The organism is Pedobacter sp. HDW13 (assembly GCF_011303555.1).
Lineage (GTDB): Bacteria > Bacteroidota > Bacteroidia > Sphingobacteriales > Sphingobacteriaceae > Pedobacter.
This window is the reverse complement of the sequence record NZ_CP049868.1, coordinates 3720579-3742596: the sequence shown is the minus strand read 5'-3', so window position 1 is coordinate 3742596 and position 22018 is coordinate 3720579. Positions and strand designations below refer to the sequence as shown.

Genomic DNA, 22018 nt, shown 5'->3' with positions numbered 1-22018 from the left:
TTAGATATTATTATTTTACTTTCCGAAACACCAGACGCTTCACAGAAGGTGGGAAAATATTTGTAAGATCTTCTTCAAGAATCGTTTTTCGATCACCGTTGCCAATCAACAGGAGGTCGCTCGATATCTTATAGTTGACTTGCCTTCCAGGGACTGTACCCGCCGGAACTATTTTATAGCGGCCACTGTTCTTTTTAAAAGTTATAATTTTTATCTTTTTTCCCTTATTGCTCTCATAAATGGGTATACCTGAGTGTAGCCAATCAAATATAGACCAGGTGCGTAACTCTTCTGTAGATTGATTTTGATTATAGAACGCCCCATCTACAAATACTGTAAATGAAACGTATGAAAAAAAACGGTCGCTGTCGAGCGGCTCGTAAAAAACTGCATTGGGATTATTCCCAGTTAATTGTTTGTCGAAAAATCCCCTATGATCTTTATAAATAGCCCGTGGTATAATCACTGCCTGCCATTGCCCCAAACCACGTAATTGGTTCCTGAAGGTTGGATCCTGCTTCAACAAATCATTTTCTAGGTTAGTGTAGTCAACACTCACTTTTGATAAAGGACTATTAATCGTTCCCTTTGTTAACCATAAATTTTTCATCAAGAAGTTCCATAAATTAACAAGTGCTGAATCCGGAGGAATAGCTCCGAAAGCGGCTTTTGTATTTGTTGCGAGGTAAGCCAATAAGAAATCCTTTTCATAATTTTTAAGCTTTCCGAGAACATTGCCGTCTTTGCCTTTTATTTCCGTATCGATCATTCTTACTGGGATATCGAATGTGTAGTGTAACGGCATCAAGCTGGAGTGGCCGTACGGCTGTGTAGCTGTAAAACAGTCCAAGTGTATGATACTTCCCGGTTTAATCGGCCGCATGTATTGTGAAGAACTTTCCAAGGTTTTCCATACTCCAGCGGGCATGATATCATTAATAGTAAATGAATTCCGCTGCAGTGGCTTAGCACAACTTGCACACAGCAATACAATCCCACCGATGAACTGTAAAAAAAAAGTGTTTTGATTTAGTTTCATTTCTATAGATTTTAACGAGTACCTTACCGGATTTACACTACCAAAAACCTTAAAATTTTACTTTTAAGTTGACCGCTCAGGGCGCCGCAAATTCTGCTTTGCCACACCATTTCCTTTACTTTAATATACTACAAGTATTTAGCTTAGATATGATATACTCTTCAGACTATAAGGCTGTAATAAATATTAATGCAGCATTTTGTCCAATCGCGATCTTAATATTCAATTAAGAGTCACTATTTTGGAAAGATGTGAAGTAATCGTAGCCTTTCTAAATCCATTGAATGATTGGTTAACACAGAAAATGCTTTTGGTAAAATCTAAAAACAGTTATTTAAAAAATTGGAAAGCAGTACTCCAATGCATATTTAGGCTTTATTTGCCAATGGTTTAACGTTAAGAGAAATTGCCATAACCCCTATAATTACCCCTACTAGTGATTTCGTCATCTCGGGAATTAACGATATGATTTTAGTACTTTCAGTTTCGAAACCAGTATGAACCCAAACAATCGCTGCCGCGAGAAGAGAAAGAACGTACACAAAACAGGCAATTATTTGAAATATAGTTGCCCCGTCGTTAGCTAAAAGACTAAAGGACGTCCAATTCTTTAACTTACCGAATGGAGATTGAGGCTTAGTTATAGAAATCCCCAATACAGCACCTAGATTGGTCGCTAATACGGCAGCAATGCTAGAAACCACACTAGACAGAAATGAATTGATACTAACAGGGGTATCTCTAGGTGCCCATGAAATGCTACAGGCTATCCATACACCATATAAATATGCAGCAACTCCGATTGATAATAAACTTAAGATAAGATAGGCAATTGGTTTGTTATTCATAATGAGATTATTATTTAAGATTGATCTACAAGACAAAAAATGTATAACATCCCGAGATGGGAATAAAGCATTGATAAATTGTCAGAATTTTGTGCAATGGACTTCATTCTCACTGCAAAACGAAGACTCTTGTCAATATTATTAAATGATATTCAATATGGCTGACACCTTAGTGAATTGGCAAAGTATCTTCTTTTAAAAAAATCTAGCTCTAAAATGAAATAATGAAGCGCTGCATTAAAGTTAGCCATACTACTTTGACCTACTTTGAGTTTCAATATATCGATTACTACCTCAAGGGTATCAAAGTTCTAACTCTCTCACCATCATTCGATAGAAATTTCTGTTTGTGCCAAATTACTATCTCTCGATAATGATTCTATTGTACTGACCCTATTATAATAGTATATAATTAATTTAAGTTGAATCATGGCGCTGTGACTAGTGCTTATTATGGGGAAGGATCAGCTAGGAAAATAGGCAATGATCTGCGTGAGCACCTAAAACGATGACTGTGCTTCACTTCAGATTTGGATCCAGAGAATATCTGGAAGACAGAAGGAGTTAAGATTACATAAAGCCCGTGTACAAGGCGGAACATATTGTAGTCTTTTTTTTCAGCTGACCATTGAATAGTATACTTCACCAATGAAACAGTTTTATCAACGAAGTCAACGGCAGTTTTTGTTGTTTTCATTCTCAATGATCGTTTGATTAGATTCGGTTAAACTAATGTAATTAACAAAACACTGTCAATCAATACCTAAAAGTGGGTATTTTCTAAATTTTAGTGATGTGACCTAGATGTGAGCTAAGGTGGCCGAGTACTAATTTTCAGGCATTTTTAGCCCATGTTGCATTTTTTTCTTAATTGCAGATCTGATAATATAAAAAGACAAAAAAATAGTTCGCAAACAGATAAAAAAAATCCACCAATATCACTATACCGGCGGACAGGTCAAGAAAAATATATTTGCAGATCCATCCGCAATGACCAATGGATACAACAATAGCATCATAAAAGTAAATGCACCGATTTTATCTCAGGCTACACAAATCATTAAGAATGAAATTACAGTAATAAGCCCTAAAGTATGTCCATATTTATTTAAATAGTTCATATCATAGGAGTTAAATCAATAATTATTTCTATAATCATTTTTTACATGGGAAGCTACTGACCCTTAAGCACATTAGGCTATATCCACTAACGCTATTTGAGATTAGACTTTTAACTTTCACTGCTCATTTGAAATTATATGAACTGAAATTCTGTTATCCGCTTCCAATAAAGCGAAATGATTGCGTTTAGGCACATTTAAAATCTGGACAATATCATTATCCGTTATCAACTCAAATAAAAGTTCTGCTCTTTTGCCACTAATATCATATACATGGGCTTTTTTGGGCGTTGCCAGTACCACGTGATTATCGGGCAGTAATTGCACCATATGTGCACCGAGTCCCTGCGCAAAATACGAGGTACCGATAACCATTTCTGTGAGCTTAGGGACGACAATAAGGCAACCTTCCTCTGTGAGAACGGCTATCTTAAGGGCAGCATGTACCCCGCTTATCGAAAACGTCCATACAACATGCTCCAGCGCCATGACTTCCATAATACCACTGTGCTCAACCCTAACAATCATATTCCTTCCCATGAAATAATAGTGGTCTTTTCTTTTATACATTTTGGAGAAAGCTGGCGATAGCTCCGATACATTAAAGCTTTCATCTACGAGACAAGCGACTGAAGTCAATGGCCGGCCATTTATTTCATAGGTATTTAACCGGATATCTTCACAGTGGGTGACCATGCAGGTTACCATTCCTAAAGTAGAATTGACAGCTACGGCAAAGACACTGGAACTAAGCCAGTCGAGCTGGTGTAAGTTTGCCTCCCGTTCAAATGCAGTGCTGGATGGTAATTTTTGGTTTTGACCAAATATTCCGGGCCCGTTAATCAAGATATCAGCGGATAAACCAGGATCGCTTGTCAGCGTGTATATCGCCTCCCCTTCAGCTCTGAATAAATAGGAATATTCTTCTTCCCCTTCCCAGCTCATCCTGAGCAGATGTAGGTTTTTATCTTTGATACCGATACCTATAAGCTGGTCGTGGTAAGCACAAAAATCTTCCCACTGGATATCTCGGGCAAGTTGGATGTAATAATCTGCTTTTTGAAATTTAACCTCATTTCGATTGTTCACCGCATACCTGGATACATCGTTAATGATCATGCTGTCATCCGGCATAAAACGAGGCATTAGCTTTAGCCCACTATAATCTCCGTAACTCATCTGCTCAGCAACGATTGTATAGCAAAGATCAAGGGCTTCAGCCTTGAGCAGATCATCCGTGCTGTGCTGGGTTACATCTGCAATGATGTTTAGGTAACTCGTACTTTTGCCTTTGCTGACATGTTTTTCAAACACCTGCCTGATTTCTGGCTGAAGGGGTTCCCCCACTGTTATGATGTTTTCGAAATATTGTTTAAGGCATTTATATGACTGGTTATTATCTTTCCATCCATTCAGTAACACCTGCTGGCTTCTTTGCTGATCTCCAATTTTTAGCTCGATTATTCTCGATGCCTTCAGATGATCACGTGCACCGAGCGATTTGCGAACCACATCTTCATAATATTTAACGGCTTTATCGTGCTGGCCGATCTGCTTATGCAAGTCCCCTGCTTTCTCATAATTTTCCATTTCCACATACAAAGCAATAGCCTCTGTCAACAGGCCGCCACTTGTTAAACATTCAGCAGCCTGATTTTTGTTATTCAGGTGATCCTTGAAAATTGCAGCGGCCTCGCGGTAGTGCCTGCCCTGCTGCAAGGTTTGTGCTGAGCGGAAAAGATCCCCAAGCAAGTGAGCATAGACATACGCAGCCTTTTTAAAATCCCCCGATGCAATTAACTCTGCTGCAGTTTTTTCATAGCGCTGCTGCAATACCCAATGATAATTCCCTAAATCCCAGGCATCGCTCGCTATTCCCGAACCAAAACCCCGAATGTTCAGGTTTAGACTCCTTCTAGTAAGTTTTGCAGTCCGAGGGGCGGTGCCGCGGTTAAGGTACGGGCTATTCAAAGGAATAGCGTACTGCAAAGCCATATCTTTATCCTTATCAAAAAGTTTGACCAGCCTGTTTAATTCAGTATCACGCTGCTTTTCAATGGACTCCATTTTTTGGTTAATCCAGGATTCTAATTGCTGAAGAAACCCAGTCGCCTGATTAGGATTTGAAAACAGATCAGATTTTGGAAGAAAAAACGAGATTAGCTTTAATATATATTTACCGATAAAAGCGAAAACCAGTAGGATCCATAAGGCTAAATCCATCAGGGGTTTGGGTAATTTACTAAAAGAAGATTGACCTGATTTGTCGTCTTTTAAATCCCGTATTTCCGAAAGTGGCCGGATGCCCATCAACTCCTTTAGCCCATCCATCACATTTTCAGTCTCTGCTTGCATTACTGAAATCGCCTTTAGCCTTGGTGATTCTGCTGCAACGGGGATCTCGGTAAGCCATTCAACCTTTTCAGGGCTTATTTTTGTGATTAAATCCTTTAAAGATTTTGCATCGTTAAGTTCAAAACCAACTAATCCGATGGTGGGATGAAACAGTTGGATTGGCCAAAGGCGAATCGAATCTATTTCACCCTCGGTAACAGCAGGAAAAAGCCGGGCATGGAGTGGAATATAAAAACCTTCTGCAGCCTGGGTTAATGGAAACCGCAGCTTATTGAGCCGCGGTACCTCCGCTTTAAAAACCACAAGTATCCCGCTACAACTGCGTTCTGAAACGCCCTGGGGAACCAGATAAAGCTCAATAGATAAGGGATCAATAGCCCATGTCGAAATCTCTGCAAACCATTGCTTGGGGCTACCAGTAAGATAGGCTCCCTTGGTAGCCCCACTGGCGATTTCCTGATAGATGAGTTGGAGTTTCATATTATTGAAGTTGGTCGATAAAGGGCTGGATGTACCGCGAATAAAATTCGGATGGTTTTAGCTGTTGGGGCGTAAAATCGCCTGTAAAATATTTCGACCCGCTTACATACCCATCGCTGCTCCAACAGGCCGTAGGCCTGTCAATAATCATCACAATACAAACCTCCGGGATGGCCGGGTCATTGCTTTTAAGATGAAGTAACCCTCTTGAATCCATTATAGCGCTATTGCCTCCGCGCCATACAAATTTATTGAAGCTTAACTGCGGCAAATGATCTATGGTTAGGTTTTGCTGAGGGATGGCTCTTCGCCACTCAACTTGCGAAGCCCTATTTTCTTGCCAAAAAAAATCTTCCTTAATCAAGACAAATTCTTTACGGTCTGAAAAAAGCTTTCCTGCGGAGCAAATAAAGATTTTCTTTGAAGAATTAATCACGCTATAGCCGTTGTTAATCTGCCTTTTGATCTGCGTACGGGCCGTTGGTGATAACGTTTTGTGATTTTCGAATATCTCAGTGCTCGGATCATGTACTGGAATAACAATCCTGTTCTGCGGATTAATCATGGTTATGCCATTTGCAGCCCTGAAATAGAAAAAAGGGGAAATGAAGATAAATTCTCTCACCGAATGGTGCGACACTTTGATTTCAGATACCGTAGCTTCACAGTCTACCAGATTTAAGGTACAGACCTTAACAGGGGCTTTTTTTTCTTCTGGGATAATCATCAAAAATGGAGTTTCCCCAAATTCACCAAAACAATATTTCCCTTTCACAACGCTCCCAAGGAGCTCAATCGCACCACTTTTTTCATTTGACCAGTATAGTAGCCTTTGATCGATAGAAACCGCAAGCACCTTTTTATTCTGGAGTTGGTAGATGCTATTTTCCTGGAGCCTAATTTTTGAAGTCGGAAAATACAGCGGGAATGGACTTTGCTGAAATATAGCGGGCAGAGCAGATTGGGTAATATCTTGTTTTATCTTCCTTGGCTTTAAAAGCAATTCATTCAGATCAATATGCAACTCACGGATTAACTTGGATTCCCTTTTATTTAACTGGTTCAGTGAGATATTCCCCTCACTGCTAACGGTAACCAAATATTTTAGCTGGTGTCTGATTTTTGAATAATAGGCAGCAGAAACAGGGTCTTTCAAAAAATATGGTGTGGTAATGAAAATATATTGCCCTTGTTTTTCAGCAAAGTCTTGCATTACCATTGCAAGTGATTGACCGCAATGTAATGCGGGATCCATTTTTTCAAGCAAAGAGATCGCATCTTCTTTTTGTGCTAAACTTTGGGCGCTCATATCTTTTCCACCCAATGAGAAGACCTTGAGGTGTTGATTTGGCAGCTTACTTTCATTAAAGGCGAGCGCTGCCGCGATAGCAAGTACCCGGGCTGATCCCCATGTTTTCAATGTTGAATCGATAAGGATGCCCAGTTGCTGGGGCTTTTGGTCGGGAGATGCTTCGCGCTTTAAATAAAGGGCCTCATTATTAGCCAGCCTTGCTGTCAATAGTGCATCGTCCTGGGCAAGTTCACTCAGCAAAAGTTTATCATAGGAACCCTTATTGGAAAGATCGGAAACCCCACCCAGAGGCTGTTCACTTTGCCCGCTGAGATACATTGGGATATTCAATGAGGCAATTACGCTGCGAGCCAGTTTAGATACCGGGTATGTTTTTTCATCTTTCTCAAGTTCATCGAGTAAATCCTTGTATCCTGGCTCCGGATCTATTAGCTCAACGGGCATAGGAGCAGCATTAAGCCCTGTACGTATTTTGTTCTCCAGGCTTTCAGCACTTTTAAAAATGGAATATGCCGAAGCCAGTGGCGCCAGATCCTGTATTAACTGCTTTTGGTTAAATGGTTTGGAATGATTAAAAATTTCCTCATCCATTTCCCCGCTATTGAATTCTCTCAATATCGGTAGCAGCCCCATATGATAACCCTTAACATTTAGCGCATCAAATACCGACTGTAATAACGAAACCCTGTTTAGCTCGGAGCGGTATGTTTTGGGCAATTGATTGATCAGGGATAAAAAACCGTAAGCCTCCCCTTTTAGATTGAATTCAGCGCCCTCCTGTATATCCCTATCCTCACAATCAAAAGGCATTAAATTGATCAACACCTCTTTCGCGTTGAAAACATTTTCCCAATCATCTTTACAGGCAGAGAGCATCAGTAAAATGGTCCCTAAGGAAAAGGATGTGGTTTTGGGTAGTTCTTTTAGTAGTCCAGTTAGGTCCTCACGATAACAAATGGTTTTTTCATTGGCAAATTCGATTACCTGCCCTCCATCTGCCCACCTCCAGAAATAATCATGATAAGCGCTGAAATAATTTATGGTACCCTGAGATTCGTAAGCCATGTTATAAATTGATTAATCTTACCACAGCCCTTTCCGCTGGTTTAAAAATGTCAGACGGGATAGATCTTTGAGTTCCATTTTCTTTAAATAAAATATATTCCCGGATTTCAGCGGCAGCTTTATTTCCAATTAGCCCAGCTAAAAAAGGAGGGTCAAAGTCAAAGCCAACCGGAATCACCAGGTTTTTATCCATCCAGTATACTTTACCCGGGATAGGCGGCAAGGGATCTCCTATAACAATTACCTCCCTAGTAAGCGATACCGCAAATTGCAACCGCTGTAGCCTGATCAATGGTGCATCGTTAACGAATGCTTTCCACTCCTCAAGACTGGTTTGCAATGCGGATGCCGGCTTAGGGTTGGTGGAGTGGACTAAGCTAATCCCCATTTGAGTCTGAAGGATGCCCGGCAAAGCCGAAACTGGAATTTCCAGTGGCAAAAAATCAATTAATGGTAACCAGTCCAATTCCTCCAGCAAAGCGGTAGGTGTGAGTCTGCCTATAGGAAAAAGTCGATTACTCGCATCCATTTCATACCTTATAGTGGCTGGCAACGAATTGATCAAAAGCTGTTGTTTGCCGTTATCCAAAGGTCCCTTAAGCCAAATATGATCCTCATATCTGGCTGCTTTCCAGCCTGGAATTATCCTGATCTTTCCCAGCTGACCTTCATATTGTGGTTCCAAGACCAGAACAGCTAAATTCACGCGGTTACCATTATCTGTTTCCAAAGCTCATCAATGGGCTCTTTAATATATTTTCTTTGTTCCAGATTGCCAATCCACTCACATCGGTTGCTTAAATGCATCAACCGATCTTTGATTAAAGATTTTTCAGCAGGTTCAATCTCAGGCTGCGCCCATTGACTCGACAGAAGCTTCACTTCTTTATAAATTTCTTCAGCATCTGGCTGATTATTTTCATTTACCCTTGGGTGCTGGTTTTGCTGGTCGTCTTTGAGTATGATCGCATCAACGATATTGGTGATAATCTCCCGCTGTTCTTCTGTATCCCAAATATGCCTTAATATCCAAAGATCCGAAAGGATGGCCTTTGAGCGTTTACATAGTAAGGCACTGGCGGCAATCATACGTTGTAATTTCACTGCTCTGCGATCAGAAACCTGAAGCCCTGCATTTCTCATTTTATGTACAAGTTCAATATAAAATGGCCTTACCTGCTCAAGATCGATACTGGATGTCAATTCCTGAAGGCTACGGATTTCATTGGCGAGAATTCCCGGGCGCTCAGCGCTCATTTTCTGCTCAAGTGACCAGCCGGCATTCAACACCTCATTAAGCTGTCCGGGATCAACGTTGTCAGATTTAACACGAATCAAAAACCGATCAAAAAGCGCTTGTAAAGCCTCATCTTCCGGCAAATGATTACTAGCTCCTATAACCATTAGCGCAGGCAGCTTCTTATTTTCCCTCCCCGCCTGAAAACCCTTTCGTTCAATACCATCAGCAGGCTGTTTAGGATTGCACTATTCGCATTTAGAAGTTCATCTAAAAAGATAAATGAGGCTTCAGGCAGCATGCCTTCGGTATTGGTTACCAAATCGCCTTCGCGAAGTTTCCTGATATCAAAGGGGCCGAAAAGTTCATTGGGTTCGGTAAACCGGGTGAGCAGGTATTCAAAGGTCTGCCCTTCAATCAACTTCGAGAGTTCGCGCACCGTGGCGCTTTTTGCCGTTCCCGGAGGCCCTAGAATGAACAGGTTTTCTCTTGCTACAAGACACATACCCATCAGGTCGATAATTTCGTCTTTGCCAACAAAGGTGTCCTTTAAATGTGCTAATACCGCCTTAAGCTTATCGATGGTTAAAAGGATGTTTGATTGAATTTCTTTCATGTCGTTTGTTCTTCGTCAAGGATCAGGTTCAGTTTGGGCCAGAGTTTTTCCTGGTGCATGCCCAGCACGGTTTCTAAAAGCTTTCGTTCCGGAATCCCCTTAAGCCTTTTGAGATCTTTCCTTTGTATGATTCTATCTACATATTCTTGTTTTAATGCCGGATGCTCCAAAATGGCAACTTCTGGAGAAACGGTTACGCTGTCTATTCCCACCGAAGAAAATGGCCAACGAACGGCTGTTTCTTTTAGTTTGTTAACCAGGGGGTCCTCCGGGGATAGACCGCTGGCAAAATTGAATAAATCAGGGAGAAAGCGAAGCATCAGATCAGCTGAGTAAATTTCCTCTGCAGACCTTTTGCCTTCGTAAGGGACCAGTAAACGATTTATTTGATCTTCACCGCTATCACGAAGCAGTACCAGTTGGATGGTGCTGAATATATACCTGGCTGCCCATAATGCGGCATCAGGATGAAAGTCTGGTGCCGAGCCAGGTAAGTGAAGTGCATCAGTTTTGTGGTAGTCTTGTAGCAGTATTGCAGAACGGTCTGAAGATTGCGAATCAAAATCAATCAGTTTCTCAGGCACAATAACCTGTCCGGTCTGAATAATATCAAGTAAAAAAAGCTCTAGTACCACCCTATGAGATCGTGTTAATTTGGAAAGCAAGATATGAATTAAGCACAGAATACAAAAATCTTCGATCAGATTGTAATTTAAGCTCAAACATTGATGAATTGAGGTTAATATATCTGCGCAAAGCAGGCAGAAAGATGAGCTGTTCAAAAAAGGATTCAACTAGCTGTAAGAAATATTAATTTATATACAATCAATTAGTTATATTTATTACTGATTCCATTCTTCATATACCCAGGCATTTAGATGAGATTTTTCTCTTCATTGCTTTTGGTATATTTAGGTTTATCAGGCATTCTTACCGAACAGGCTACTGGATGGTATTATAAACACAACCAGGGTAAGGGGAAATTTGAACAGGCCAGATTGGTTTCTCCCAAACCTTCTTTATCAAGCTTGGGAGGGCAGCTACAATTAGCCGACCTGGATGCAGACGGCGGAAAGCAAATAGTGAGTTATGATGCGGATGGCTATTTTGAGCTGAGTGATGATAATGAATGGGAGACTTTTTGCGCGCATACGCTCAACCACCACAGCTTGATATTCGTTGAGCGTTCTTTAAGTGTGAACAGATCAACATAAGAGAATTCAAGCAGGCTACATCCAGTAATTGCCTCAATATGGGTAATCGAAGATAGTCTGGTATAGAGAAACGGACTTCAAAAAAAAATTCTGAGGCAAATTATTTCTAGTTAACTACAACGATAATCTCAGTCCTATTTGAATTTAAGCTTGAAAAGCTGGGATACAAAATCATAAATGCGACAGAAAATAGGTTCCATCTGCAGATATTTTAGACCAGCAATAAAAAGGTTTTGGGTATAAGGCGTTTGAGATATTCGGTTCGCTGCATCCACAACTAATCAGAGGAAAGAAAAACATGATCAATATTACACTCATTTTTACATATATTGAGCATAATAATACCCATTTATATTTCATTAATCTGAATTACTGAGAGAAAATAACTATATAGGTAGCGAAAACGGATGTTATTATATTCATTTTAACTATATTTGGATATAATTATACTCATTATGAGATCAAAGAAAGTTGTTATATTTCCAAAATATAAAATGATTTGGGATCAGTTTGGTGAAAATATCAAGCTTGCTAGGAAGCGTAGGAAACTAACTGCAATTCAACTTGCAGAACGCGCTGCTATTGAAAGAGCAACTCTTCGTAAAATTGAACGGGGGGATCCTGGAGTGTCTATGGGAGCTTATTTCAATGTACTTAAGGCACTGAATCTGCATGAAGATTTCCTTAAGCTGGCAGTAGATGATGAACTTGGCAGAAAGCTTCAGGACTTAGATTTGTTAAAGTAATGGCAGCAACAAAGACAGATATATGGGTATACGCCCATTGGAAAGGCATGGATACTCCACGGTGCATAGGTGTGATTTCTGCTCAGCAGAGTAAAGGACATAGGATATTTGGATTTGAATACGACCGGGGTTGGCTAAAGTCTGATCAGTTGTTTTTGCTTGATCCTGAAATCGGTTTATATTCAGGAACCCAATACCCTGACAAAAAAGACAATTTTGGTATATTTATGGATTCAATGCCGGATACCTGGGGACGAAAGCTTATGTTGCGTCGTGCTGCGCAAACTGCTTTTGCCAAAGGGGACGCGACACCGAAACTATACGAAATTGATTTTTTATTGGGCGTTCATGATGCTTCCAGGATGGGAGCATTAAGGTTTAAGCTAGATCCCAACGGGCCTTTTCTTGATGATAACAAGAATAATCCTACTCCACCAATTACTCATCTTCGGGAGCTACAGGCAAGTGTCAAAGCTTACGAAGAAGATGAGGAAGGGAAAAATGGTGGTGATTGGATTCCAATGCTTTTTGCGCCAGGATCATCGCTGGGTGGAGCAAGACCAAAAGCAAATGTTGTTGATTTGGATGGTCAGTTGTGTATTGCAAAGTTTCCCTCAAAAGCTGACATAATTGATAAAGCTGCATGGGAATACTTAGCTTATGAACTGGCGACCAAGGCTGGAATCAATATGCCAGTTTGTACACTTGAAAAGGTACGAGGCCCCTATCGTACATTTTTATCCAGGCGGTTTGATCGGGATACGGGTGAGCGTATTCATTTTGCTTCGGCTATGACTATGACAAAAAATAGTGAGGATAGCATTAGGGACGCTACTCCTAGTTATCTTGAGATAGCAGATTTTATACAGCGTTATGGATCGAACATAGAGGCAGACCTGCATCAACTGTGGAGAAGGATAGTATTTAACATAGCAATCTCCAACACGGATGATCATTTAAGGAATCATGGCTTTTTATTGACAGAAAATGGATGGAGGTTATCGCCTGCATATGATATCAATCCCTCAGTAGATAAAAATGGATTGGCTCTTAATATTGATATGGACAATAATGCGTTGGATTTCGATTTGGCTTTAAGTGTTGGCGAATTGTTTCAGCTAAAAGAAAATCAAATGCACCAAGTCATTAAAGAGGTTTCAATAGCTGTAAAGGATTGGCGAACGATAGCTACTAAATTGGGAATATCCCGGGCGGAACAAGAAGAAATGTCTCCCGCATTTAGAATAATTACTGAATAGTGAAAGGAATCATTATAAATACGTTGACCAAATTAGAAAAAAACACGGGTATTTATAGTATAGTAAACCTTGTCAGTGTGCTACATATCAACTAAAGAAATGAGAATAAAGATAATTAGTGATTTGCATCAAGAATTTGGGTTATCAGATTTGGATTTTAGCAATGCCGATCTCGTTATCCTGGCTGGTGATACAAACTTGGGGACAAAAGGGATAGAATGGGTTAAGAAAAATATTCCCTCTAAACCAGTCATATATTTATTGGGAAACCACGAATATTATAAGGGATCATACCCGAAGACACTCAACAAAATACTTGAAGCATCCAAAAACTCAAATGTAAATGTCCTTGAAAATAATATGGTTGAGTTTGAGGGCATAAGGTTCCACGGTGCAACTTTGTGGACGGACTTTAGCTTATTTGGAAATCCTGTGGAATCTGGCATTATTTGCCAGGCTAGAATGAACGATTATGCACAGATACGTGTTGATCCAGCATATTCAAAATTAAGATCAATAGATACTTACCAGATTCACAAAAAATCAAAATCTTGGCTACAAAAAAGTCTCAAAGAATCAAGCGGTTTTAAGAATGTGGTAATTACCCATCATGCTCCTAGTGTGAAGTCGATACCCGAGCCTGATAGAGATCATGTCTTGTCAGCTGCCTATGCTTCAAACCTTGAAGATGTGATTTTGGAGCATCAGCCTTTGTATTGGATTCATGGCCATATCCATATGCCTACCAGATATACTATTGGTAACACTGAAATTATCTGTAATCCACATGGCTATTTGAATGAGAGGTATAATGGCTATGAGAAAGATTTGATCATTGAGGTTTAAAGTTCAAATGCAACTTTAACATTCATCATCATGAAAAATTAGAACTATGATAATGATTGATGTTTATTCATTAAGGATGATCGCTAATATGCTGTATATGATGAAATTAAAGTTTAAGTAGATTGTTAGCAAGGTCGCAGGATATGTTGCTTCAATTCGCATTGGAATCTTAATCATTTATTTTGTGATTTGATTGAAATAAAAATTAAATTAAGGCAATCTGAAGATGTTGTATTGCACTGACCGACATTGATGTCGGTCAGTTAGATCCAGATATTAATAACGAGGTCGTTGGGAATTCCTACATTATTTAAGGTAAGCTTAGCTGAAACAGCCATCGCGGCATTGAAAATTCCCCATTTCGATGGCAAAGGGATCGACAAAAAATGAGTAAACTATTGATTCAGCTTCATCGTTACCGCCATTATATGTTTGCATAGCCCTCTGTTCGTCTTATTATTGGTAAACCAGGTACAAGTAAAAGCTATGCATCTATGAAATTACCAGGATTTGGCGCTCAACTATTCTCTAAGTTTCGTTCCTCATTTATTCAACCTGCTTCACGGCAGTTCCCCATGTATATACGCGTTTGATAGCGGGATTTTTTTTCAGCGTGGTTAAGGCATCGCCTGTAATTTGGGTTTGATTTAAATTTACGGCTTCCAAATGTTTTAAAGTAATTAAGTCATTACTGATCCGATCCGTTACCGGATTTTTATCAATCCGAAGTTTCTCCAGGTTGCTGAATGATTTTAATATAGCAAGATCGGCATCTGAAAAATTATTTGCAGACAAATTTAACCAGATGATATTTTTGGACAAAGCCAACAACTCTCGCTTAAAATCAGCCATTTTCAATCCTGATCTAGCAGGCAGGGTAATATCGAGCATAACCGGTCTCTTCAACATCATCCTTACCATTAATCCACTGGCCCTTAATTTACCAATCAGCCCACTATCAACAGTTAGCGGAATATCGGGATTAACCGTCTGGATAAAGTGAGTATCAGTATCTTTACTTTCGTTATCTTTATTAAAACCTAAATAGGCCCCGATTTTTGGTTGTATTACTGTCGTATTTTTAAGCTGGGCAATGGTTTTACCTTCCACAGCACCGGCTTGCTCAATCCACCACTTAATTATTGCAACCTCAGTGCTGCTCAGCGGTGGCTTGCCATCAGCAGGCATAAAATCCCGGTGCGCAGGATCCAGGGTAATGCGCTTGTACAATTCGCTTCTCTGAAGCTGGCCAGCAACAACCGCAGCACCTGTTTTACCTCCTTTATGTAAAGTTTGCAGACTTTCTACTGACAAATCTCCTTTTTGTTTACTGCCCTGATGACATTGCGCACATTTATTTGCAAGTATTGGTGCCACCACATCTTCATAAATCATTGCACTTTGAATGCTGGTAGGCTTCTTCCTTACTTCTTTCAAGAGGATGTTCATGGTAAGGTAATCACTGCCATGGGTAAGACTGGCTCCCTGATGGCCACTGTAACTCATCAAAACAATGAGGGCCAATAAGGACACTGAAAATAGTTTTTTGGGAATAAGTATTTCTCTTTTTACACGTTCTAGGGAAATAAAACAAAGCAAACCAGCAATGGCCGCCAGCATAATTCCGGAAAACCGGTGATGACTTAGCGTAGATTGATTGTAACTACCTGACAGGGAAAGCAGGTAGCCAAAGATACAGGCCAATACCGCCGAAATAAACCCAACAAACAAAATTACCGGCAGCGCAGGTCTCAGATTGGCATAGCGGTCAAAATGCGACAAGGTGTTGATTATGCCAGCCAATAAAATAAAGCCTATGGGCAGATGCACAATAAGGGGATGCAGATGTCCGGCAAAGGTGGTTATATCCCCTACTATCATACGCGCGTTAATTTTACCGGTGCAGTATGATAGGCATTCCACTGGCATACATACACATTTTTATCTTCATCGATACAGACATCGTGGCCGTGCTGAAAAACAGGGTTAACGGCCTGTAAGGTTGGCTGCAATACCCCGTTTTTGTAAACTGGCGCCGCCCCTCCGGGATTGGAAATCACCTTATCCCGGGCATCGAGTATCGTTACAAAACCGGTATTGGCATTGCGTTTACCTGCGGTATCTTTAGACCAACATACCCCGGCGTAAATATTTTGTTCATTAATTACAGCCCTGCATACGTACATCCCCGGCATATCGATTCGCTTAATAAATTTGCCATCCAGTGTAAATACTTTAAAACAGTTCTCCTCCCGCGAGGTACAAATTAAGGTTGGATTATTTGGATCGCGGGTATCAACGGTTACCCCGTGCGCATTAATTAAATTATGGTCTTTATTGGTATTGTGATGTCCACCAAAATGCCGAATGTATTGCCCTTTGCTGTTATACTGAAGAATATAATCAGAGCCATAACCATCTGCCACATAAATATCGCCATTAGGGGCAACAGCCGTTTCGGTAGGTTTAAAGTCTTCATTATCTTTATAAACCCCAATGGTTCGGGGGTGGCCAATCGCGAAGATCAGTTTACCATCAACCGTGGTTTTTAATACCTGACCGGATTGGCCATAACCATTACCGGTTTTATCCAATGCCCAGCCACAATCGGTTAGTAATAAAAAATCTTCGCCACCTTCTTTGCTGATAGTTAAACCATGACCACCCGGTAAAGCGGTACCCCAATAATCAAGCAGTTTGCCCGATTTATCGAAAACCAGGATATTGTTCTGGGTATGATCGCCCAGCATAATCAGCCGGCCTTTGCTATCCTGTACCATTTCGTGGCAGTTGGCCAACGGATTACTGTTTACACTTATTTTCGCCCAGTTTTTATCGGCTTTATAGGTAAAATCGCCTTGACCGATGACTGGGTTATCTGGTTTCAGATCGGGATGTAAGATGGCAAAGCTTTTTGATGGCGAGGCAGTAATTAAAGCCGATGCAACGGCGGTATTTTTGATAAAATTTCTTCTTGAGTTCATCCTGTTTTTTAAATTATCGACCCCTAAACTAGGCGAGTATATTTTTAACAACTGTTCCTTCTACATCAGTAAGCCTGAAACGCCTGCCCTGAAATTTATAGGTGAGTCTTTCATGGTCAATTCCCATTAGGTGCAACAAAGTAGCTTGAAAATCGTGCACATGAACGGGATCTTTGGTAATGTTATAGCTAAAATCGTCTGTTTCGCCATAAGTTATTCCTGGCTTTACTCCTGCCCCAGCCATCCACATAGTAAAACAACGGGGGTGATGGTCGCGTCCGTAATCGTTGGCAGTGAGTTTGCCCTGTGAATACACGGTACGCCCAAATTCTCCGCCCCATATCACCAGTGTATCTTCCAGTAAACCCCGCTGCTTTAAATCTTTAATGAGCGCAGCAGTGGCCTGATCGGTTGCTTTACATTGTGTGGTAATACCACCTGGTAAACCGCTGTGCTGATCCCAGCCCTGATGGTACAACTGTACAAATTTCACATCTTTCTCTAACAGCTTTCGCGCGAGCAGACAATTGGCAGCATACGTTCCCGAATCACGGCTATCTGCACCATACATTTCAAAAACCTCATCAGGTTCATCAGCAGTACTCATAACATCAGGTACAGAGGTTTGCATCCGGTAGGCCATTTCATATTGCGCTATACGTGTTTCGACCTCTGGATCGCCATAGGCCTGATTCTGTAACTGATTTAATTTTGACAGGTACCCCAGCATTTCCTTTCGGTCTTTACCATCATAACCTTCCGGATTATTTAAATAGAGAACTGGGTCTTTACCAGCCCTGAACTGCACCCCCTGATGGCACGAAGGCAGAAAACCATTCCCCAAAGCCTCGAATATAATGGCTGGTCTTTTTGTCCGTTTTTAGATACCAGTACGATAAAGGTAGGCAGGTTCTGATTATCGGACCCCAAGCCATAGCTGAGCCACGAACCTATTGATGGCCTACCGGGCAACTGATTGCCGGTTTGAAAAAAGGTAATGGCAGGATCGTGATTAATGGCCTCAGAATGCATAGACTTGATGATGCAAAGCTCATCGACCACTTGTGCAGTATGCGGCATCAGCTCACTTATCCATGTTCCGCTTTGGCCGTGCTGGTTAAATTTACAAAAGGCCGGCACCATGGGCAAAGCGCTTTGGTTAGCACTCATCCCGGTAAGGCGCTGACCTTGCCGCACCGAATCGGGCAGGTTTTGACCAAACCTATCTACTAACTTAGGCTTATAGTCAAAAAGCTCAAATTGCGATGGTCCGCCACTTTGAAACAGATATACCACTCTTTTAGCCTTAGGCGCAAAATGCGGCAATGCCCTTAAAATATCTGCCTCCAAATCGCCCCCTGATGGTGTAGCTACTGTTTTAGTCAAATTACCGAAAAGACTATTCCCAAATAACGATCCAACAGCGAGTGCCCCTATGCCCAGCGATGTTTTGGTTAAAAACTCCCGCCTGTCGAGCTTTTTGTTAAGTTCGTTAAATTCAGGGGTGTGTAACCTGAACTCCTCGTTGTGATGATGAAAATTAGACATATCGTTTATCTTTTGGTTAATGATGCGTCCGAATTTAAAATGGTACTGGCCACAACTGTGTTGGCGGCAATCAGCGCATCGTCTATTTTTTTATCCACTCTATATTGACCGGTATTTAACCAGCCATATTTCTTTTCAGGGTGTTGTTTAAATTTTTTAAGTTCAGCCTGCTGTACCTTTAAAAGCATTTCAACTTCTGCCGCCAAGGGTCTGCGGCCAGTAAGCTTGCGATAGGCATCGTTTATCCCCTCACGGATCTGATTTGCCCGGCTCATCTGCTCTCCAATTACCCTTGCTGCTTCCACAAAGGTGGGATCGTTGAGCGTAACCAGGGCCTGCAACGGCGTATTGGTTTGCTGGCGTCGCATAATGCAATAACTGCGTGCCGGGGCATCGAATGTAGAGAGTGTAGGATTGGGAACTGATCTTTTAATAACCACATACAAACTACGGCGGTAAACCGCCTTTCCAGTATCAGGCGTATAACTGGTATTGTTGATCTCCCATAAACCTTCGGGTTGGTATGGCTTTACACTTTTGCCACCTATTGCTGAATTCAGCAAACCACTGGCCTTCAAAGCATTATCACGTATCATTTCCGCACTTAAACGATAAGCCGGGCCATGAGAGAGGAAACGATTTTCTGTATCTTTTTCAACAGCCGCTTTACTTACACGGGAATCCTGCCGGTAAGTTGCTGACATGACGATCAATTTGTTCAAAGCCTTTACATCCCAACCCGATTCCGTGAACTGAACAGCCAGCCAGTCTAACAATTCGGGGTGAGAGGGCATTTCGCCCTGATTACCAAAATCTTCAGCGGTTTTAACCAATCCTACACCAAAAAAGTTTTGCCACAAGCGGTTAACCGCTACCCTTGCCGTCAGCGGATTGTTGATATCAGTTACCCAGCTGGCCAAACCCAGCCGATTTTTAGTCAGATTTTTAGCATAAGGCAATATCGCTTCGGGAGTAGCGGGATAAACCTGTTCTCCGGGCATATCGTAATTGCCTCTTTTTAGCAGAAAAGTTTTTTTGGGTTTAGGCATTTCCTGCATCACCATGAGCTCGGCAATATTTTCTGACGAATCTGCCAGGGTGCGGCGCAGGGCTTTCAACTTTTGTTCTTCAGCGAGTAATTCCGGATCAACCGCTGCCAGATAATAAGCTTTGAGTATCGCTTTATCTGCAACAGTTAATGCCTGTTTATCTTTAAGGGCAATACTTGCCCAACTCGTCTTTTTGGCAAGTGTTTTAATTTCAAAAGGAATCAGGCCACGGTTATAAACGGCAATATCATCGGCCTTACCGCCTGTAAAGCCCCGCCCCGCGACCATCCACCAATTTGTAATCCGGGCTGCGTGCCAGAAGTGAACAAAATATCTTTTGTGAGTTGATCCATCGTGGTTTCCATCTCCATTTCGGCACCATCCAGATATAATCTGTACCCCCGGCTTTTGACGAGCCATCGTAGGTTACAGTAAGCTGAACCCATTTATTTCGGGGGACCTCTGCTATACTGAGCCTGGTCAGGGCATTTGATGGTGCGGTATGCGCCATGTTCAGTTCCAATCTGTTATTTTTAAGATACAGGTGGTAGCCCCTGAAATTGTATAAACGTTCGGAATTACCTTTGTGAAAAATAACCCCTTCGGTAAGCTGCTTCGGAATGTTTACCCACAATCCGATACTAAAAGGCTCGGACCTACTGAAAACACCAACCTGATTTAAATCAAGCCAGGTATCGCCATTAAACAAGAGTGCCTTCCCCCATCGCTTGTTACAAATGCAGGTTTATCTCCCCGCATTACACCAGTTTCTTTAGTGTTTACACTGCTGGTAAAGTTACCCTTATCGAAACTATAAAAAGCTTGCAGGCCATTAACAGGAATTTGATTAAGCGCCAGCTTTTTATAATTACCTGTGCTTAACCATTGCTCAAAACGCGCAGCAGCTTTATTAGTACTTAACCTGATTTGATCCCGCTCCTGTTGAATATTATGGTTAATAAACTGCAGTATTTTCTCCTTTTCGCGGGTGGGTAGCAGTTGTGTTGGTGTAGGCAATGCATCGTCAAATGAAATTTGCCCTGCTTCCTCTACATTATTAAAAAAGCTGAAAAGCTGATAGTAATTCTTTTGGGATATGGGATCAAACTTATGATCATGGCATTTTGCACAGCCTACAGACATGGCCAGCATAGCGGTGCCAAAAGTGTTGGTGCGGTCTATCACATATTCGGTTTGAAACTCTTCTTCAATTATACCGCCTTCCATATTTTGCTGATGGTTGCGGTTAAAAGCCGTGGCCGTAATCATATCGCGTGTTGGATGCGGCATGAGGTCGCCGGCAAGCTGCCATTGCAAGAACTTATTATATGGGAAGTTGGCATTGAAAGCCTTGATTACCCAATCGCGATAGGGCGACATATCCCGCAGCCGGTCAATCGTGTAACCATGCGAGTCGGCATAACGTGCCACATCCAACCAATCAACAGCCATTTTTTCGCCATAATGCGGAGATTTCAATAATCTATCAACCTGTTTTTCGTAAGCATTAGACGAATTGTCTTTTAAAAAATCATCAATCTCTTTCAATGTAGGCGGCAAGCCGGTTAAATCAAGCGAAACCCGACGTAACAGCAATTCCTTCCCTGCTTGCTTAGCTGGCTGAAGTTTTTTTTGCTCCAGTTTTGCCAGCACAAAATTATCGATTGGATTGTAGATAAGCCTATTTCCTTCATCCACTTCAGGTATAGCTACTTTTACCGGTTTTACAAATGCCCAGTGAGGTTTATAAACTGCCCCATCTTTTATCCATTTAATTAATATTGCTTTTTCGGTTGTGGTAAGCGTGTGGTGCGATTCGGGCGAAGGCATCATATACTTTGGATCTTCGGAAAGAATGCGGTGAAAAAATTCGCTGCCCTCCAGATCCCCCGGTTTTATGGCTACCTTAGTTTTATCTTCAGGCAATTCGGCGTAGGCAAATTCAGCTATATCCAGCCTGAGCCCGGCCTGCTGTTTGGCCTTATCAGGCCCATGGCAAGCAAAACATTTGTCGGAAAGGATTGGCTTCACATCAACATTGTAATCCAATTTCTCCGGTAAAGCATCATAAGCTTCTTTTACCCCGGCAGGCAGCTTAACGGCCGATGAGTAAGAATATATACTTGCTGCCAGAAGCAGCACCGCTCCAAGCAGGATAAAAAAAAGCCTCCTCATAAGGTAATTATTTGGTTATTAAACTGATCAATCTAAATATAAGGATTAAGTCCAATTTCTTCTATACCAGTCACAGTCTCCATCAAATTGATTTTTGAGAAAAAACCTTACCGGTACTTAAAGA

Annotated in this window: 16 protein-coding genes and 2 pseudogenes; 4 read left to right on the top strand and 14 right to left on the bottom strand. The window is 41.3% G+C overall.

What is annotated here, in order from left to right; translation table 11 throughout:
- Positions 1-10 precede the first annotated feature (10 nt).
- The 8 genes and pseudogenes from G7074_RS15640 to G7074_RS15610 all read right to left on the bottom strand — a co-directional run bounded on the left by G7074_RS15640 (position 11) and on the right by G7074_RS15610 (position 10708).
- Positions 11-1039 (bottom strand): hypothetical protein, encoded by a 1029-nt coding sequence (locus G7074_RS15640; protein ID WP_166209574.1) that lies wholly within the window; start codon positions 1037-1039, stop codon positions 11-13.
- A gap of 368 nt (positions 1040-1407) precedes the next feature.
- Positions 1408-1887, bottom strand: a complete 480-nt coding sequence (locus G7074_RS15635) for a hypothetical protein (protein ID WP_166209571.1) — start codon at positions 1885-1887, stop codon at positions 1408-1410.
- A 1238-nt stretch (positions 1888-3125) separates the two neighbouring features.
- A complete protein-coding gene (locus G7074_RS15630; protein WP_166209568.1) occupies positions 3126-5843 on the bottom strand; it encodes a hypothetical protein in 2718 nt (905 codons plus the stop codon).
- A gap of 1 nt (position 5844) precedes the next feature.
- On the bottom strand, positions 5845-8220 hold the full coding sequence (locus tag G7074_RS15625) for a hypothetical protein (protein ID WP_240916321.1): 2376 nt from the start codon (positions 8218-8220) through the stop codon (positions 5845-5847).
- Position 8221: 1 nt separating this feature from the next.
- A complete protein-coding gene (locus G7074_RS15620) occupies positions 8222-8950 on the bottom strand; it encodes a hypothetical protein (RefSeq protein WP_166209562.1) in 729 nt (242 codons plus the stop codon).
- Positions 8923-9363 (bottom strand): hypothetical protein, encoded by a 441-nt coding sequence (locus G7074_RS27255; protein WP_370526650.1) that lies wholly within the window; start codon positions 9361-9363, stop codon positions 8923-8925. Before G7074_RS27255 ends, G7074_RS15620 begins: the two co-directional genes overlap by 28 nt.
- Before the next feature lie 123 nt (positions 9364-9486).
- A pseudogene (locus G7074_RS26705) lies at positions 9487-10073 on the bottom strand (AAA family ATPase); the annotation flags it as partial.
- Positions 10070-10708 (bottom strand): hypothetical protein, encoded by a 639-nt coding sequence (locus tag G7074_RS15610; RefSeq protein WP_166209559.1) that lies wholly within the window; start codon positions 10706-10708, stop codon positions 10070-10072. The pseudogene G7074_RS26705 and the gene G7074_RS15610, both read right to left, overlap by 4 nt.
- A 243-nt stretch (positions 10709-10951) precedes the next feature.
- Here G7074_RS15610 and G7074_RS15605 point away from each other — a divergent pair, with 243 nt between their 5' ends.
- From G7074_RS15605 to G7074_RS15590, 4 genes are all read left to right on the top strand, one after another.
- The gene (locus G7074_RS15605; protein WP_166209556.1) at positions 10952-11287 is read left to right on the top strand and encodes a hypothetical protein; all 336 of its coding nucleotides are present in this window, start codon (positions 10952-10954) and stop codon (positions 11285-11287) included.
- 455 nt (positions 11288-11742) lie between these two features.
- A complete protein-coding gene (locus tag G7074_RS15600; RefSeq protein WP_124561776.1) occupies positions 11743-12033 on the top strand; it encodes a helix-turn-helix domain-containing protein in 291 nt (96 codons plus the stop codon).
- Positions 12033-13292: a type II toxin-antitoxin system HipA family toxin gene (locus G7074_RS15595; protein WP_124561777.1), complete on the top strand. Its 1260-nt coding sequence runs from the start codon at positions 12033-12035 to the stop codon at positions 13290-13292. The genes G7074_RS15600 and G7074_RS15595 overlap by 1 nt, the downstream gene beginning before the upstream one ends.
- Before the next feature lie 99 nt (positions 13293-13391).
- Positions 13392-14138: a metallophosphoesterase gene (locus G7074_RS15590; protein ID WP_166209553.1), complete on the top strand. Its 747-nt coding sequence runs from the start codon at positions 13392-13394 to the stop codon at positions 14136-14138.
- 546 nt (positions 14139-14684) lie between these two features.
- On the opposite strand, the gene G7074_RS15585 is transcribed toward G7074_RS15590, so the two are convergent.
- The 6 genes and pseudogenes from G7074_RS15585 to G7074_RS26680 all read right to left on the bottom strand — a co-directional run bounded on the left by G7074_RS15585 (position 14685) and on the right by G7074_RS26680 (position 21894).
- Positions 14685-16019 (bottom strand): c-type cytochrome domain-containing protein, encoded by a 1335-nt coding sequence (locus G7074_RS15585; RefSeq protein ID WP_166209550.1) that lies wholly within the window; start codon positions 16017-16019, stop codon positions 14685-14687.
- Complete coding sequence (locus G7074_RS15580) at positions 16016-17122, bottom strand: twin-arginine translocation signal domain-containing protein (RefSeq protein WP_124561780.1); 1107 nt, start codon at positions 17120-17122, stop codon at positions 16016-16018. Before G7074_RS15580 ends, G7074_RS15585 begins: the two co-directional genes overlap by 4 nt.
- A gap of 28 nt (positions 17123-17150) precedes the next feature.
- Positions 17151-18670 (bottom strand): annotated as a pseudogene (locus G7074_RS27250) (DUF1501 domain-containing protein).
- A gap of 5 nt (positions 18671-18675) precedes the next feature.
- The gene (locus G7074_RS26690; RefSeq protein WP_205944070.1) at positions 18676-20007 is read right to left on the bottom strand and encodes a DUF1553 domain-containing protein; all 1332 of its coding nucleotides are present in this window, start codon (positions 20005-20007) and stop codon (positions 18676-18678) included.
- A complete protein-coding gene (locus G7074_RS26685; protein ID WP_205944069.1) occupies positions 19976-20428 on the bottom strand; it encodes a LamG-like jellyroll fold domain-containing protein in 453 nt (150 codons plus the stop codon). Before G7074_RS26685 ends, G7074_RS26690 begins: the two co-directional genes overlap by 32 nt.
- Entirely contained in the window at positions 20398-21894 is a 1497-nt protein-coding gene (locus G7074_RS26680) for a DUF1549 domain-containing protein (protein WP_205944068.1), read from the bottom strand. Before G7074_RS26680 ends, G7074_RS26685 begins: the two co-directional genes overlap by 31 nt.
- Positions 21895-22018: the final 124 nt, after the last annotated feature.

Bases quoted from the DNA above. Each gene is read 5' to 3' on its own strand.
- G7074_RS15640 (WP_166209574.1), bottom strand. From the start codon at position 1,039: ATGAAACTAAATCAAAACACTTTTTTTTTACAGTTCATCGGTGGGATT.
- G7074_RS15635 (WP_166209571.1), bottom strand. From the start codon at position 1,887: ATGAATAACAAACCAATTGCCTATCTTATCTTAAGTTTATTATCAATC.
- G7074_RS15630 (WP_166209568.1), bottom strand. From the start codon at position 5,843: ATGAAACTCCAACTCATCTATCAGGAAATCGCCAGTGGGGCTACCAAG.
- G7074_RS15625 (WP_240916321.1), bottom strand. From the start codon at position 8,220: ATGGCTTACGAATCTCAGGGTACCATAAATTATTTCAGCGCTTATCAT.
- G7074_RS27255 (WP_370526650.1), bottom strand. From the start codon at position 9,363: ATGAGAAATGCAGGGCTTCAGGTTTCTGATCGCAGAGCAGTGAAATTA.
- G7074_RS15605 (WP_166209556.1), top strand. From the start codon at position 10,952: ATGAGATTTTTCTCTTCATTGCTTTTGGTATATTTAGGTTTATCAGGC.
- G7074_RS15600 (WP_124561776.1), top strand. From the start codon at position 11,743: ATGAGATCAAAGAAAGTTGTTATATTTCCAAAATATAAAATGATTTGG.
- G7074_RS15595 (WP_124561777.1), top strand. From the start codon at position 12,033: ATGGCAGCAACAAAGACAGATATATGGGTATACGCCCATTGGAAAGGC.
- G7074_RS15590 (WP_166209553.1), top strand. From the start codon at position 13,392: ATGAGAATAAAGATAATTAGTGATTTGCATCAAGAATTTGGGTTATCA.
- G7074_RS15585 (WP_166209550.1), bottom strand. From the start codon at position 16,019: ATGATAGTAGGGGATATAACCACCTTTGCCGGACATCTGCATCCCCTT.
- G7074_RS15580 (WP_124561780.1), bottom strand. From the start codon at position 17,122: ATGAACTCAAGAAGAAATTTTATCAAAAATACCGCCGTTGCATCGGCT.
- G7074_RS26690 (WP_205944070.1), bottom strand. From the start codon at position 20,007: ATGGTCGCGGGGCGGGGCTTTACAGGCGGTAAGGCCGATGATATTGCC.
- G7074_RS26680 (WP_205944068.1), bottom strand. From the start codon at position 21,894: ATGAGGAGGCTTTTTTTTATCCTGCTTGGAGCGGTGCTGCTTCTGGCA.